We start from the raw sequence: 16,270 nt of genomic DNA, 5'->3' as shown, positions 1-16,270 counted from the left end.
CGTATGAGTTCAGAACAGATATCCGAATCCAAAGTCCACCTTTCGGTCGAAAACATCGGTGGCATCGACCAGCTCTCCACATCGTTCGACCCAGGCGTAACTGTCCTGGCCGGGCGAAATGCAACGAACCGAACGTCACTACTGCGGTCGATAATGGCTGCTCACGGAAGCGACGACGTGGCGCTGAAAGGCGACGCAGACGAAGGTGTCGTGGAACTCACGATCGACGACGAGACGTACACGCGAACCCTCGAACGAAGAGGAGACTCCGTGATTGCTGGAGGGGAGCCAGTTCTCGAAGATACAGAGCTTGCAGACCTATTCGCGTTCTTATTAGAAACGAACGAAGCTCGCCGCGCGGTCGCCACCGAGGGGAACCTCCGTGACCTGATTATGCGACCGGTCGACGTCGAATCGATCAACGAGGAGATCACCACGCTCCAGCAACAGAAGCGAGAGATATCAGACGAACTGTCCTCCCTCGGGACGCTCTCGAAGAAGCTTCCACAACTCGAACAGCGGCGGACGAAGCTCCAAGACCAGATCGACGAGAAAGAGACGGAACTCTCCGAGAAAGAACGCGAAGTAGAGGAGTACGACGCGAGTGTGAGCGACCAGCAGGAGACGGAAAGTGAACTCGAGTCGAAACTCGGGGAGCTTCGAGACACGCGTCGCGAGATCGACGACGTCGACCGTCGAATTCAGACTGAAAAACAGAGTCTCAACGCACTGGAGTCCGAAGAGGACGAGTTACAGGAAGATATCGAATCACTTCCAGACGTCGCTGGTGGCCAAGTGAGTGAAATCGATTCCGAAATCGACCGACTTCGCACTCGTCGACAAGCGGTTCAGTCGACAGTCAACGAACTGCAGAGTGTCATCCAGTTCAACGAAGAGATGCTCTCTGGGACGTCCTCTGACGTCGTCGATGCACTCCGAGGCTCGGAGTCGAGCGGCGATGAAAGCCTCACTGACCAACTGCTCGCAGACGAACAGGTCGTCTGCTGGACCTGTGGGTCAGAAGTCGACCAAGAAAAGATCGAATCGACGCTCGACCGACTTCGGACTCTCCGCGAAGAGAAACTGGAAGAGAACCGCTCGTACCGCGAGAAGCTCTCTTCGCTTCAAGACGAGAAGTCGACCTACGAACAGCGTCAGCGTGAACGCGACCGCATCGAGCGGCGACTCTCGGAAATCGAAAGTGAGCAGGCCACTCGTGAGGAGCGCATCGAGGACCTGAAATCGCGCCGCGACGACCTCGAAGACGAGATCGGCTCACTCGAACAGACTGTCGACGAATTGGAGAACGAAGAACACGGCGAGTTGCTCGACCTCCACCGTGAGGCGAATCAGATCGAGTACGAACTTGGCCGACTTCGCTCGGATTTGGACAGCGTCGAGGACGAGATTGCATCTATCGAGGACCAACTCGACGAGCGCGATGAGTTAGAGGCGACTCGTGACGACATCGACGAAGAACTGAAAGAACTTCGCACGCGAATCGATCGGTTGGAATCAGAGGCCGTCGAGGCGTTCAACACCCACATGGAAGAGGTTCTCGACATCCTCGAGTACGACAACCTCGAACGGATCTGGATCGAACGCACAGAGCGTCGCGTCCGTGAAGGCCGCAAGAAAGTGACGAAGTCGGTCTTCGACCTGCACGTGATTCGGACGAACGACGAAGGCGTAAGCTACGAAGACTCGGTCGCACACCTCTCAGAGTCCGAGCGTGAGGTGACCGGTCTCGTCTTGACGCTCGCTGGATACCTCCTTCACGACGTCTACGAGACGGTCCCATTCATGGTCCTGGACTCGCTCGAAGCGATAGACGCAAACCGAATCTCCAAACTGGTCGACTACTTCGCCGACTACGCCAACTACCTCGTGGTCGCGCTGCTCGAAGAGGACGCACAGGCGGTCGACAGTTCGTACCCACGGTATTCGCCGGTGTAGGAGCGGTCACGCGGGACGTCGCCCGCGACCGTAGTATGAGTCGGCTTTCGAAGCCGACTGCCCCTTGTTCACCGATTCGGTCCAGTCAATTCGATTGCGATGGCCAATAGAACTCAAATACTGTTTAGTTAATATAGTATCAGGAATTATATTATTAGACACTACTCGGTGTGTAGCAGTTCAGCAGGCACAACATATCGTGTGAACCACCTCAAAAAAGCCCGATGTACTACGTTTTCAGTCGATGGTCGTGAAGAGAACAGTAGACGAAGTAGAATTGTGGATTTAATTTTAATATTTTTATTTGATTAGATACTGTTGTTTTTCCCCACTTAATATAGACTTTTCTCCATAATTTACCAGGTAAATGTACTATGTTATATTGACTTGGCCCAGGGCAATTAGCCCAGAAGTGGCAGTTTAAATTAGAACGTTAATTGTGTTTAATTGGGGCGCCCAGCCACGTTTTGGCATATTCTCATTCTGTTCCAGATAGCCACGTTCGCCGCGCACTCGCGTCCGATGACGAGAGCTTCGGCGTCAACCCGAATGGGCCGGTCGGGTCAGCGGAAAACGTGAAATATCTCCACACGTGGTCGGCCCACAAATGGCAGTTGGCAAATAAGAATTCAGTTCCGCCGAGTATTTACAGACGTGCCACCGAGTCGGCACATGGACCTCTCGGCCCCGATTTCTGTCCTCCTTCTCGCATTTGCACCGGCAGTCATGTGGGGGTTCACACCGGTCATCGAGAAACGGGCGCTCTCAGAGGGCGGAGGTCCGCTTCAGGCGTCACTCGTCGTCGTCCTCGTGGACTCTGCGATTTATCTCGCTGCGCTTGCAGTCTTTCAAGACGACCCGTTCGGTGGGATTACGCTCGGAACCATCGGCATCTTCGTCGCTGCTGGTGCAGTGGGAACTGCGTTGGGCCGACTCGCAATCTTCGCTGGAAATGCCCGCGTCGGGGCGAGTATCTCCAGCGCCGTGGTTAGTTCTCGGCCGCTGTTCGCGACTGCCCTCGCAATCGGATTCCTCGGAGAACCTCTCTCAGCGCCGACTGCAATTGGGATTTTCATCCTCGTGATCGGTCTCGGCGTCCTCTCAGTCGCCAAGGGCGGCGACCTCGAAGGGTGGTCGAACCGAGACCTTCTCGTCCCACTCGCCGCTGCAGCGTTCTTCGCGCTCGGCAACGTCGCCCGGCGATGGGGCCTCGCGACCGGTGAAGCGACACCACTCGAAGCAGTGGCCATCAACGAGTTCGCTGCACTCCTCACACTCGGTGCCTACGTCGCCGTCGCCGGTCGAGGGACGGTTCTGAACCGGCCACGTCGGTCGTATCTCGTGTTCGCTGCGAGCGGCGTCATCACGTCAGTGGCGCTCCTCTCGATGTTCACTGCACTGGCGGCCCCAGCGGGTCGGATTGCAGTCGTCGACCCACTCGTCGCGACTGCGCCGCTGTTCACCGTCATCTTCTCGTGGATTTGGCTCGGCGACCTGGAACGAGTCACTCGTGGTGTCGTCGTCGGAGTACTCCTCGTCGTCTTCGGTGCTGCACTCGTGACTGGTGGTCCGTCGTTGGTCCGTGGGCTCGGTGCGCTCGGGTTCTGACCGCGTCGACGACTGGTTCGGGGTTCACCGCGTCGACAACGTACTCGAGATTCACGCTGCACTCTCGACTTCGTATGCTTACTCGCAGAGACACTCGAACTTCTTCGTGGACTGGTTCACGACGAACTCGTGTACCTCGGAAGCCAGTTCGAACAGTTTCTCTGCGCGTTCCTTCGCCGCAAGCCCGTCTTGATAGTACGTCTTCGCTCGGTGGTTCCGCCACAGGTCTTGGAGGTTGTCGGCGACGTGTTCCGAGAGGATTCCACGCCTCGCTGCTTCAGTGTATACACCCGGATGTGTTCCGGGGAGGTCTCGTGCTTCGACACCCCCTTCGAGCAGCTTGAACTCGATAACTCGCTCCATCGCGACGAACGACATCTCGATGACGATCGTGTAGAACCCCTGCCTGAGGAGCGTTTCTGCACCTGCGAGCAGTCGACACGACTTCCGAAGTTGGAGGATATCTGCTTCGTTCGTGTCCAACCCAGTTTCTATCTCGTCGGGTCGGCGGTCAAAAGCCGCCTACACCTCGTCGACGAGCGTCTCGATTTTGTTACCGCTCACTGTTCATCACCTCCTTTCGGACCTGTTGAAACTCGTCTCCGCCGAGCACCGTGACACCCTCTTGGAGTGTCTCGCGGAGTTTTGCACCCGCACGACGAGTGCTCTCGACGGATTCGACGAACGGTTCGAACGTGTATCGGTCACCGTCGAACCGCGTCTCACCGAGTTCAGCGGCGATCCCGGAGACGATGCGCCGGGCTGTGGTTCGGTCACCGTCTACGAGAACGAACACGTCGATGTCGCTCTTCCGGTCGGCCTCACCACGGGCGACGCTCCCGAAGACGAGGACGCCGAGTAATTGTTGCACGTCGTCCGTCTCTTCGACAGCATCCGTGACACGCCCAACGAACGCTCGAATCGGTTCGTGGTACTCGACTTGCTCGATGGCGAGTATCGGGTCTGCTTTCTGGAGGTGTGTCGGGTCGATTGCGACGTAGTTTCGCTGCGTCGTCTCCCGTATCTCGATGACGCCGAGTTCGTCGAGGAGGCCAACCGCTCGCCAGATAGTGGACCGACTGTGGTCCGTCGCCGTTGCCAGTTCAGTCATGGTAAACTCCGATTCGTGTGCGTCGACGAGCAGTCGCAACACGTCGTCGGCAGCACGGAGCCTGAATATCTTCGTGTCCTTCCCTGGGTGGACACGCAAGCACACTCGTGGTTGTTGTTTCGTCTCGTCGGACACTGTTTCGTTTTATGCAACGACATATAATAAGGATGGCGCCCCAGTCAGACGTAGCTCACCAGAATAAGGCCGTATTCGACGCCTGAAACGCCGCGGAAGCATCGGGGCGGTTCAGATGTCGAAAGATAGAGTCGAGTTCGAAGAGAAACTCGCACTCAGCAGCGTCCGTCTGGGTCGTCCACAGACTGTCCGCGCGGGTTAGTCGTCGCCTACGAACCGGTCACGCCGGTACCGGCACTGCTCACAGAAGAACTGTGCGTAGCCAGTTGGTATCGTTCCAGTAAACAACATCTCAGTACCACAATCCGGACACCACTCTGCGAGTCCGTTTTGTTTGTGGTCTGTGCTCATACCACGTTCATACAGACGGAGGGTTATTACATTATCGATTATAACAAATTCACTCGAGATGACGAGTCCGCTCGTGTCGCGACCAGTTCACCTTCGTGTGGGCAGAAAAACACGGACAGCAGTACGACACCTCGGTCACTGGGCGGCCGTGTTCGTCACTGAGGACAGCACATCCACTATCGCTCGCTGACGGAGCGGCGCACGAGAGCACAGGTTGCCCCCACCGACACGAGACAGCCGAATCCGAGCGCGCGACCCGGTACTGGCGGTCCTGCGCGTGGCCACTCTGCTGAGCGGTCTTCGTAGACTTCGTTCTCGTACACTGTCAGCCCCTCGCTCTCGAACGCGACGGTGAAGTCCGAATGTGAGCGTAGACTCTCGTACTGTCGATAATCGGCTTCGTGAGCCAGCACGACGTACTCGATACCCACTGAGGCGAGTTTGTCACCAAATTCTGGGTCGGACGGCGACGTGAGCGCCTCACGGACGCGAGAACGTGTCGGGTCACTCCCGCGCGTCTCGATACCACCGACTTCGATGTTACGTCCCTCGATCACTGTTCGGTCGAAGAACAGCACGGCTGGAGTCGCGAGACGTCGGTCGGCCCACGAGAACGTGAGATACTGATGCCACGGGAGAAAGAGCACGCGACCCGAGCCATCCGTTCCAAGCAGGTCGTTCGCCTCGTGCCACGATTCCGGGTACTCAGTGGTGTCCAGTTGTCCACCGAAGCCACCGAACATCGGTGCGGTGTAGACGAGTGGCGAAACCAGTAGAAGAAAGACGAGGACGAGACTCGTGAGCTGAGGCGTGTCGAGCGGTGTGGCGGGCCTCGAAATTCGGTGTGTGACGAACTCGTCGACCCCACGCGCGCCGAGCAGAGCGTACGCCAGTACGACGAGCCCCGCGAACTTCTGTGTATCTCGCATCCCTCGGAGGATGGGGACGAAATCAAAAAGGGTCCGAACGAGTGGTTCCGAGACTGCTGTACTCACTCCAAGACTCAACACGAACCCGACGACTCCAACGAGGACGAGCCCACGAACCCTCGAATCAGTCCACCGATGGAGCGTACCGTAGACAGCGACGTACACTAGACTGGCGAACAGGAGTCCAACTGACCACGTGGGAAGGACGTCGAGAGCCGTCGTCGCCCCACCCCGCCAGAACCCGTACAGCATCGCAACCGACAGTGGGACGTTGCCAGCGATTGTGCCGCTGGCACTGAACACCGTCAAATCTGCGCCGGAGATGACCGACAGTTGTGTCTCACCTCCGACTGTGGTGACCGCCGAGGGGAACAACCAGTACGCGTTCACGGCGGCGGCGGCGAGACAAAACGAACCAAACCGACGAACGTAGCCGCGCAGTTCGGCGTTCGAGGTGCCACCCGACTCTTTCCACACGGTAGGAACGGCTCGGACGGCCCACAAACAGCCACCGGCGACTGCAACGAGTACCGTCGCGTGGGGGTCGAACACGCTGACGATAGTCGTCCACCCGACGGCTCGCACGAGCGCCCGGTCGGTGCCAGAATCGACGTACCGGTCGAAGGCGACGACTGCCAACGGAACGAACGCATACCCCCAGAGGAAGTACCAGTGCCCAGCGAGTAGCCGGACGTAGACGAACGGGTTGATGGCGTACAGCGTCCCAGCGAACAGTGCGGCGATTCGCGTCCGCGACTCGCACGCCGTGTACATTGCCAACCCACACACGGCTGGAAGCGACACGAGGAGGAGTTTCTGGATGAGCCAATCATCGAGGAACAGTGCGAGTCCATCGAGGACGAGCAGGAATGGGAGCCTGCCGTAGTACAGTGGCCCCTTCGTGTGCAGACCGAACTGGAGATAGTCAGCATTCGGTGCGAAAATCATGTCCAGCGTGAGGATGAACCCCGGTTTCAACAGTGGGTAGAAGACGAGGAGACTCAGTGCTGTGAAGTACGCCCCGGGTAGCGCGAGCGCAGCGGAAACCTCCCGTATCCGACGTCGCGCATCGGCGCCAGTCCGGGGTTCATCGTTCATAGACGCGACTGTTCGTCACTCTGGGACTGCTGTCGACGCTTCCGCACGTTGATGATGCCGAGTGCGCCGAGTGTGAGCGCCCAACTGCCAGCCCAGACGTTGACGACCCAGCGACGAACCGTCCCGCCAGTCCATCGAATCTCGGATGGAGTGGCGTCGATGTAGCCGTTGGCCCACCCGTAGGCCTCGAAATGAGTCGAGTCAGTCGGTCCCTCCCAGCGTTCGTCGTAGGAGGTGTACAGCACCGTGACCGGGCGGTCGTCGAACTCGCCGACGACCCAGTAATCGAGAACTGTGCCGTTCGGATGGTCGAAGGTAACGACACGAGCCTCCGCTGGAACAGATTCAGGAACCTCGTCGTCAGGGAGCAACACACCGGCACCCTGCCGATAGGAGTCGTCGTACACGAGTTCGCCGTCGAGGACTGTCTCAGCGTCACGAATGCTGACAGCAGGGTCGACCAGTTCTGCCTCGGTCTGGTTCAGGTTGACGCCGACAGCGACACCGACCGTTTCGTTGGTCTCTCTGCCGTCGATGACGACACCGGGAACCTCGTCGGTGTTCGCGGTGAAACCAGTCCGTCGCGGATACGTCGTTTCTTGCAGTGACACGCGTTCGATTTGGACTCGCGATTCGTTCGGACGGATACGAATCGAGAGCGTCGAACCCTGTGAGACGACAGTCTGTGGCGACGCGTTGAGCGCGTAGCTCTCTCGTTCGACGAGGTTCTCGGGAGACCGAGTGCCGTTGTACCAGTACAAGTAAACGTTCCCAGAGCCCTCAGCGTCGAGAGTCAGTTGGTAGGGCTGACCGGGAGAAACGACGGCCTCCTGAGCGATTGGATAGATGTCACCCGATTCGGTCACCATCTCGACTGCGTGGCCGTCCGCCGTGTCGACGACTGTCGTTTGTGTTCCGTTCGACCCATCCCATGCCCACCAGCCTTCGAGACCGTCGTCGAACTCACCGTTCGCGACGAGATTCGGCCCATCGGTGTCGGTGTAGTCGGGTCGTTCCGGATAGTATACTTGGTGTATCCCGTTCGACTGTTCGAACCGTTCGTGGTCGGTGGCACCCTCGACGCGGTAGACGGTGTACTCACCAGCAGTGAACGCATAGTCGTAGCCGCTGCTCTCGTTGAGTGCCGTGTTGTAACTCTCCGGAGAGCCCCACAGCCACGGCGCACCCCATCGCTCGACGACACGGGGCGGCCCATGGGTAATGTCGCCCGGCGGGTCCGACTCGACGACGACGTAGTTCACACCCTGTGATGCGAGTTGCTCGTGGACTGTCTCGGGGTCCTCGGCGAAGTCGTGAAACAACGAAGAGACGTACTCGGTGTTCTGGATGCCGTGAAGGACACCACCGCTCTTGATGCCGAGGTGGTCGGGGGCGGTATGCCGCAAGCGCAACTGGGTCGTGTAACCGTAAGGTGCCCACAGAATTGTCCCGTCTAACTCGTCCGTGAGTTCAGCGTGTTCCTGTGGCACGTAGTAGCCGTCACCACGAACTTCTTCGAGACCAAGCGCACCTGATGCGGGTGCAGCGTACGACAGCAGCGCGAGCACGACCACGGCGACGACGAGGACGTTACTCTGCACTGTGGTTCCGCCGTCGGTGAGAGCGTGTGATGACTGTGACGACTGAGAATCCCACCAGACGACCGACCCGTTCGGCCCGGCGAGGACGGTTTCGAGGCCCGCACCAAATAGGATACTCAAGCAGACCAGTAGTGGGTACTGAAGTTTCACCGGGTTCCGAAGCGACCACACGGGCGGGAACAACTCGAACAGAACTGTCGTGTATCCGTGTTTGGTCAACACGATGAACGCGATGATGGCCCCGGCGATTCCGTAGTAGACGTGGAAGCGTCGCTGGCGGATTGCGAGGAGGGCGATTCCCGGGATGACCAGCCCGATGAGCATCGCGGGGTCGGTGTTGTATCCGAGTTTGTTCATCGCCATCACCCCGTGGTTGCCCGCGAGACGAGCGACTGTGAAGACAGTCGCCTCGGCGTAGTTCCACGTCAGCGTACTCGACAACACGCTCTGGCCGCCGTCGAACCCGAGCGCGCGCTGGAGCATATGGTGGACACTCGGGAGTGAGAGAACGACGCCGAGGACACCGGACGCACAGAGTTTCAGGATGGTTCTGGGAGCGTCACGGGCGCGATAGACCAGATAGCCTGCGAAGGGGGCAACCATCCAGAAGCCGAGCCACGGACTGACAGTGGTCGCCCCGAAGACAGCCCCCGTCTTCAGTGTCTCCTCCCACCCGTCAGTGTCGACGATGGCATACAGGTAGTGCAGGAGGAGCGGGAGGGCTGCGTACCCGATGAGGGCGGCCATGCCACCGTTGACGAACTCACCGATGGTCAACGGGTTGATGGCGTAGACGAACGCTGCGAGGTGGCGCACGGGAATCGACTCGATGAACCGTCGTCCGAACAGTACGAAGGCGAGGTACCCCATCGGGAGGAACGACAGGAACAAGAGATTCTGTGCGAGCACTCCCCCGACGAGCGTGACGGCACCGAGGTACAGCGGGAGGACGTGGTAGATGTACGAGAATCCAAGCCCTTGGTCGACCCACACGGTGGTGAATTTCTCGATTCCACCCATGCCGTAGAACGGCGGAAAGTCACCGAACGTGTACAGTTGTCCGATGGTGATTCCTCGAAGGAGGTACGCGTAGACCGTCAGAAAGCCCAGGAAGCAAAGTACATGAGCCAGTCGTTGGCCGACACGAGGGCGTTCGAGCAGGTTGTCGACTCGCCGGGTCATCTACAGGTAACCAAGGTTCTTGAGTTTCTCCTCGACGTCCGAATCGTGTTCGACGACGCGCTCGACGTTGCGCTCGACAGGCACGGGTCGGCGCTGGCTGTTCGACCCAAGCAGGCCGATGCTCTCGCCACGCATGTCCTCGGGAACGTCGATACCGAACCCATCGAGGATGGTCGGCGCGAGGTCGTACAGACGCGGTTCGTCGAACTCGATGTCCTCCACATCGGGGCCGCGAGCCGTCAGAATCCCATTCCGACGGTGGTGGGCAGTCTTGTGATGTCGCCAGTCGCCGTCGTACTCGAACAGCACACCGGGCTTCACGATGTCGCTGATTCCGTAGTCGGTGTGTTTGATGACGAGGTCCGGAACACGCACGTCGGCGTCAGGGTAGATGTCCTCTCCGTAGTACACCTCCTGGATGACCCGGTCGCCGTACTTGTCCGTGACTTCGAGGAGTTTGCTCCGAATCTCGTCTGCGACTGCTCTGTTCCGTGTGTAGATGAGCGGGGCGAGCGCGACGGCGTCGGCCTCCCATTCGATTTTGTCTTCTAATCCCTCCAGTTTCCGGTTGCCCGGCATCTGTCGGGCCACCTTCCGAAGGAAACTCTCTGGGAGGACGTCGAGGACGACACCAGACAGTCGAAGCTTCTGCATGAGTGCGAGCGCCCTGTCGTAGTCGAGGCCAACCAGACCGAACAGGTCGCCGAAGTCGAATCCGGAGTCGTCGATGTGGATGTAGCCTTCTTGTTCGAGCCACGTATTGAGGTAGAATCGACCCTTCGTGTGGCCGAATCCGTGGTCAGACATGAGAACGACGTTCCACTCGTCGTCGAGTTCGTCGAGGAACCACGCGAGTTTCTCGTCGACCGACTCCCAGAAGGACTTCGCGACCGGGGAGTCCCACTCTGTGTGCTGAACTGTGTCGGTGAGATACAGCGTCGTGTGGACGAAGTCGGCCGTCTCGGTGAATCCGAGGGACGTCTGGAGTTTCGTCTCTACCGAGTCGACTGCCTCCCCGATGTCGTCGGGGTCACGTGAGAGGTAGTACTCAGGCAGAATCGTGTACCCGTTGCGGTCGAGGGTGCGTCCGAGTTCCTCCGGGCGGGTGTAGTCTTCTTGTTTCCCCGAGAACGGGCCGCTGATCTGCCACCCATCGATGTCACGCGGTGGGTACGTCGTCGGCATGTTGACGACGGCACTCTTGTGCCCGTGTTCGCCGAGGTAGTCCCAGATTTCTCGCGTCGTGAACGACTCGTTCGTGACGGTCTTGAATCGCTCTTCTTCGAAGTCGGGTTCGACGAAGGTGAACACCCCCAAGTCGCCCGGGTTCATCCCCGTCGAGTACACTTTCCACGCCGGCATCGACAGCGGTGGAATACAACTGTCGAGGGTCGTCCGGCGTTCGTCGGCGAAGGATTTGATGGTCGGTAAGTCGTCGAGCCACGGGTCGAGCAGGTCCCACGTGGCCCCATCGAGGCCGATGACACAGACCTTCATAGCGCACCCTCCAGTGAGTGAAGAGTGCCCAGCGACGCTTCGGGTGTCGAATGTTGTTCTGCGGTCGGTGCGATGCGCTGTGTAGTCGTCGTTAGCTGTTGTTGGTGCATTGGTTGAGTGAGTACTGAATCGTTAGACATAGCCGAGGTCCTCCAGTCGCTGCTGGGCCATCCCGGAGACCTGAACGTCGGCTTCTTCGCCGTCTGGCCACGTTGGGAGGGCGTCCGTGAGTCGGCGTTCGACGTCTGCCGGGAGGTCCGTCGGCACTTCGTCGGGGAGTCGGAACCCGACCGACTCGTCGTCGCCCTGAGAGACGATGAGCTTCCATTCGTTGGCGTACGCCGCCTTCTTCTCGTAGCCGTAGCGCGCACTCTCGACGAGCACGATTCGGTCGGGTGGGGCGTCAGTGCGAAGTGAGACACCAGTCGTCGCCAGTGCGTCGTCGAGACCAGCAACGTCGAGGAGGGTTGGTGCAAGGTCGACGAGTGAGGCGAGGGAGTCGGTGTATTCACCATCGATATCGAGTCCATCGACGGCGAGGGGGACGCGCGTCAAGGACTCGTAGGGGGTGCCACCGTGGTCGACGCAGTAGGCGGGTCGGGAATCGTCGAAATGGGCCGCGTCGAATCCGGTGTACTCCCAAAATGCCTCGCCGTGGTCGCCCGTCACGAGGAGGGCGACGTCGCCGTCGAGTCGGCGGTTGAGGTCGTACTGGAGTCTGTCGAGTTGGTCGTCGACGTACGCGAGTGCGGCCCGGTAGAGTCCCCAGCGGTGGTCGCGATAGCGTTCGCCCTCGGGTCCGGGGTTTGCGACGTCAGTGTAGTCCCACGTCGTGATGTTGGGAATCTCGCTGTCGATACCGTACTTGTTCCAGTAGAGTGCAGGGGGGTCGACCGGTTCGTGGAGGTCACCGATGTGAAGGTACGAAAACGTCCTGTCGCGGTCTGTCTGGTCGACCCAGTCTCGAAAGTCGTCGAAGACGGCATCGGCGTCGGCTTTGTCGTGGACTGCGTGGGTTTGGAACCGGCCACCGAGAGCGAAGAACGGCATATGAAACGAGAACCCACCGTAGGTCTCGTAGCCAGCGCTCCCGAAGACGTCCGGCAGGGCCTCTCGGTCGGTCGGAAGTTTCGGAGGGATGACGAGGTCCGTCGAACCGGTATCAGAGTCGTCGGACCGTCGAATTGACCCGTGTTCGTGTGGATACGTCCCTGTGACGAACGAGGAGACAGCGGGGAACGTCCACGGTGCTGGCGTGACGAGGTCGCCATGCAAGCGAGCGTGGAGGAACGGGCAATCATCTGCTTTCACGGCGTCAGCGCGGAGGGCGTCCACGACGACACAGACGACGTGGTCGGGAGCATCGGCAGTTGGCGTTCGCGAGGGAAGTGTCCGCTGTCGACGCCGATACTCTCGGTTGGCTTTGACGGTCAGTACGCGGTTGTACGGTCCCACGAGTCGACGCTTCACACCGTCCGGCAGTGACTCCATGAACCGGCGTTTCGCTTTGTCGACACCGTCCGCCACGACAGACGTCGGAAGCAACCCGTGGTCGGTGTCAGTCACGACTGGCCACCCGAGCGTGTCTGCTCATGCAGTCACCTGTTCTTTGATGAGGTCGGCCATACGCGCTGCAGTGTCACTAATCGTGTACGAAGACGCCGCTTCGGAATTCGCCTGAGCGAGTCTTTGGAGTCGCTCTCGGTCGGCGTGGAGGGTTCGGAGTTCGTCTGCGAGTGACGATGGGTCACCAGCAGTGTAGAACTCGGCGCTGCCACCGGTTTCGACCGTCGAAGTACGCATCCCATCGACGTCGGCACTGATGACCGCCGTGCCGTACGACTTCGCGAGTTGGAAGACGCCGCTGACGCCGGTACAGGTCCGGTAGGGCATCACAACGAGCGAGGCGTTTTCCCAGACAGCATCCATCTCGTCGTCTTCGACGTATCCCAGGAACTCGACACCGGGTCGGTCGCCGAACTTCGCTTCGAGTGTCTCCTTGTGGTTCGGGAACCCCGGATGCGACCCACCGGCGATGACGAGTTCGGCATCGGGTATCGACGTGCGGACCTCTTCGAACGCCTCGACGACCGTCTCGATGTCTTTCGTCGGACTGAGGTGGCCGAACACCATGACTCGGAAGCGCTCGGGGAGGTTCGGCAACCCACCGTCGGCGTAGGCGAACGTCCCGTGCGGGACGTGATGGACGTTCGATGCGTAGTAGCGGTCTGCGACGATATCCTTGTACTCCTCGGAGGTGACCGTCGACGCGTCGCCCATGAGGACCATCTGTGTCGCCGCACGGGCGCCGACCTGTTCGACGAGACCGATGTCCTCGTCGACCGCATCCTCTTCGACCACTTCTATCAGGTCGTGCATCGTCGTCAGCACCGGGATATCGTAGACCCGACTGAGTAGTGGCGGGAGCACGAGACCGATGAAGCGGTGGACGTTCTCGTCTCCGAAGTACGTCATGTGGATGTTGAACTGGACGGCGTCGTAGTCACCCGCGAGAAGTTCGTCGAGAAGCGCCCGGGCACCATCGAACGAGTCACGGTCCCAGACACGACGGACCTCGTAGCCACGACGGAACTCGACTGGAGGTGCAGTATCGCTCCGTTGTGCGAGGACAGTCACGTCGATGTCGTCTCGTCGTCCGTACGCCCTCGCGAGTTCTTCACCGTATTCGGCGAGGTGACCACGGGTCGGTGGGTGTGACGTGACGAGAGCAACGCTGGGAGTGTCGTCGTCTGACGAGCGAGTGGCAGTCGGGCCACGAATCGATTCCCGGATTCGGTAGAGCGACCAGAACATATCGGGGACGTCGCTCACCGGTGAGACGCTGCTGTCGCCGGGGTCGTCCCAGTCGATGGAGGTCTCTTCCACTTCGTAGCCGTTGTGGTGGACGCGAGCGATGAGTTCGGTATCGAAGGCGAATCCGGTCTCAGACATTTGGTCTGCGACCCGTTCCCAGACCTCCGAACGGAACGCCTTGGCACCGCACTGGAAATCTTCGAGCGGTGCGTTCGTGACACGACGGGCGAGCGAGCGGTACCCCTTCGCGAGGCACTGTCGAACGGGAGTCTGTGAAGTTCGACAATCGCCATCGAGGTCACGAGACCCAACTGCGACCGACGCACCACCGTTTTCGACTACGGTGTACAGTCGGTCGAGTTCAGCCACCGGAATCGCACCGTCGGCGTCGACGTATCCGACAACGTCACCGTCTGCGGCGTCGAGACCGTCGATGAGTGCACCACCTTTGCCACGGCGTGTGTCGCTCGCTATGACGGTGGTCCACGATTCGGTCTCGAGCGTGTCGAGGGTCTCCCGCATGTCCAGGCTTGGGCGGTCAGCACAGACGACCACTTCGTGCCAACCGGCACTATGGAGGTCGTCGACGAGGGAGACGACGGTCGACGGCGGTTCGGCGTAGACCGGTACCACCACTGACCGGGATAACTCGACGGACGATGCTTCGAACTGTACTTCGGGTTGTGTATCTTGTAAGCTCATGAGTTCACTTCCAGTAATCCGAGGGCAAACAGCGACGTGTTGCCGAGCAGGAGGATATGTAAGAACTGCACGGGAGACGCGTGGAAGAACCACATCAGGGAGATTTCCGCGAGTGAGACGAGAGTAAAGACGTAGACGAACCGGTTCCGGGAACGGGCCAGTTCGAAGTTGAGAACGACGCTAGCGAGCGCGAACGCGAGAATCGAAACGCCGTACCAGCGAAGCAATGGCACCGCTTCCGCGTACGCAGCACCGTAGAACGTCGTGAGGACGAACTCGGGTATCACCCAGTAGGTGACTGCACCGAGGCCTGCGATGGCAGCGGTGTACAGCATCGCGCGCCAGAGCAATGCAGTTGTGGCGTTCTCGTTGGCTTCCCGGGTCGAAACCTTCGGAAACAGCGCGGTGCTAATTCCCATCGGAAGGAAGATGAGAATCTTTCCGAGCACCGACGCGGCAACGAAGAGACCCGCAACTCGCGACGTAAAGAAGTGTTTTGCGAGTATCACGTCGACCGTCGTCGGGACAGTCACACAAAAACCGGTGAGGATAGCCGTAAGCGTGTAGCGGTACGCCCGACCGAAGTCCAAGGCCGGACGAAGAGTGGATGTCTGCAACCGGTGACGCAGGTGCAGCGTCGTCAGTCCGTACACCACGATGGACGCGAGTACCAGTGCTGAAAACGCACCGAACACGCCGTAGCCGAGGATGACGAAGAGGACACCAGCACCCAACTTGACGCCGGCGAGCAGGACTTTGTAGCCTCCCAGTGGTACGAACCACTGGACTCCTTGGAGCGTGCCGAAGTTCACAGTCAGCGCCAGACCGAACGGCGCTGTCCCCGCGATGGCGACTGCCAGCAGCGTCGTCGGTACGTCCAGAAAGTCGCTCAAGAGCGGTGCAGCAGCAACGAGAGTGACGAAGATACCGATGCTGAACAGCGTCGACTGCCGCAAGAACTCCGAGTGGAAGGCCGCCAGCGCGGGTCGGTTGTCTGCGAGTTCAGCCGTGAATCGAGTTGCGCTGAACCTGATTCCACGACCGAATACGTTCACGATGTAGAACAGCGCGAACAACGCGCCGAACACGCCGTACTGTTCCGGTCCGAGGGCACGGCCCATGAACACCTGAAAGGCGTAGTTGAGCGCGCCACTAGCCACCGTTGCGATGGCGATTACACTCCCGTGTTGGAGAAGGTCGTCACCGAGGACGTATCGACGAACCAGCGCGACCGGGCCACTGGCGACCTGTCGGACGGCGAAGCTATCGGTATCTTGGGACATTAC

General features: G+C 59.6%; 10 protein-coding genes and 1 pseudogene. 2 read left to right on the top strand and 9 right to left on the bottom strand.

What is annotated here, in order from left to right; translation table 11 throughout:
* The first annotated feature begins 3 nt into the window (after nucleotides 1–3).
* Together GJR98_RS15345 and GJR98_RS15340 are read left to right on the top strand one after the other, a co-directional pair.
* Nucleotides 4–1,956, top strand: a complete 1,953-nt coding sequence (locus GJR98_RS15345; protein WP_151139605.1) for an archaea-specific SMC-related protein — start codon at nucleotides 4–6, stop codon at nucleotides 1,954–1,956.
* A 672-nt stretch (nucleotides 1,957–2,628) separates the two neighbouring features.
* Nucleotides 2,629–3,564 carry a DMT family transporter gene (locus GJR98_RS15340; RefSeq protein WP_151139604.1) on the top strand — a complete coding sequence of 312 codons (936 nt, stop codon included), beginning with the start codon at nucleotides 2,629–2,631 and terminating at the stop codon, nucleotides 3,562–3,564.
* A gap of 78 nt (nucleotides 3,565–3,642) precedes the next feature.
* On the opposite strand, the pseudogene GJR98_RS15335 reads toward GJR98_RS15340, so the two are convergent.
* The 9 genes and pseudogenes from GJR98_RS15335 to GJR98_RS15295 all read right to left on the bottom strand — a co-directional run bounded on the left by GJR98_RS15335 (nucleotide 3,643) and on the right by GJR98_RS15295 (nucleotide 16,267).
* A pseudogene (locus tag GJR98_RS15335) lies at nucleotides 3,643–4,128 on the bottom strand (hypothetical protein).
* Nucleotides 4,118–4,810 (bottom strand): nucleotidyltransferase domain-containing protein, encoded by a 693-nt coding sequence (locus tag GJR98_RS15330; RefSeq protein WP_151139603.1) that lies wholly within the window; start codon nucleotides 4,808–4,810, stop codon nucleotides 4,118–4,120. The pseudogene GJR98_RS15335 and the gene GJR98_RS15330 overlap by 11 nt, the downstream one beginning before the upstream one ends.
* Before the next feature lie 198 nt (nucleotides 4,811–5,008).
* Entirely contained in the window at nucleotides 5,009–5,161 is a 153-nt protein-coding gene (locus GJR98_RS15325; RefSeq protein WP_154269865.1) for an HVO_2142 family zinc finger protein, read from the bottom strand.
* Nucleotides 5,162–5,337: 176 nt separating this feature from the next.
* Nucleotides 5,338–7,188 carry a hypothetical protein gene (locus tag GJR98_RS15320; protein ID WP_151139602.1) on the bottom strand — a complete coding sequence of 617 codons (1,851 nt, stop codon included), beginning with the start codon at nucleotides 7,186–7,188 and terminating at the stop codon, nucleotides 5,338–5,340.
* On the bottom strand, nucleotides 7,185–9,971 hold the full coding sequence (locus tag GJR98_RS15315) for a hypothetical protein (RefSeq protein WP_151139601.1): 2,787 nt from the start codon (nucleotides 9,969–9,971) through the stop codon (nucleotides 7,185–7,187). The genes GJR98_RS15320 and GJR98_RS15315 overlap by 4 nt, the downstream gene beginning before the upstream one ends.
* Nucleotides 9,972–11,468, bottom strand: a complete 1,497-nt coding sequence (locus GJR98_RS15310) for an alkaline phosphatase family protein (RefSeq protein ID WP_151139600.1) — start codon at nucleotides 11,466–11,468, stop codon at nucleotides 9,972–9,974.
* A 132-nt stretch (nucleotides 11,469–11,600) separates the two neighbouring features.
* The gene (locus tag GJR98_RS15305) at nucleotides 11,601–13,034 is read right to left on the bottom strand and encodes a sulfatase-like hydrolase/transferase (protein ID WP_151139599.1); all 1,434 of its coding nucleotides are present in this window, start codon (nucleotides 13,032–13,034) and stop codon (nucleotides 11,601–11,603) included.
* 24 nt (nucleotides 13,035–13,058) lie between these two features.
* Entirely contained in the window at nucleotides 13,059–14,984 is a 1,926-nt protein-coding gene (locus tag GJR98_RS15300) for a glycosyltransferase (RefSeq protein ID WP_151139598.1), read from the bottom strand.
* The gene (locus tag GJR98_RS15295; protein WP_151139597.1) at nucleotides 14,981–16,267 is read right to left on the bottom strand and encodes a hypothetical protein; all 1,287 of its coding nucleotides are present in this window, start codon (nucleotides 16,265–16,267) and stop codon (nucleotides 14,981–14,983) included. Before GJR98_RS15295 ends, GJR98_RS15300 begins: the two co-directional genes overlap by 4 nt.
* Nucleotides 16,268–16,270 lie beyond the last annotated feature (3 nt).

It is taken from the genome of Haloferax marinisediminis (assembly GCF_009674585.1).
GTDB classification, from domain to species: Archaea; Halobacteriota; Halobacteria; order Halobacteriales; family Haloferacaceae; genus Haloferax; species Haloferax marinisediminis.
The sequence above is the reverse complement of the archived record's forward strand: the minus strand, read 5'-3'. Positions and strand labels throughout refer to the sequence as shown.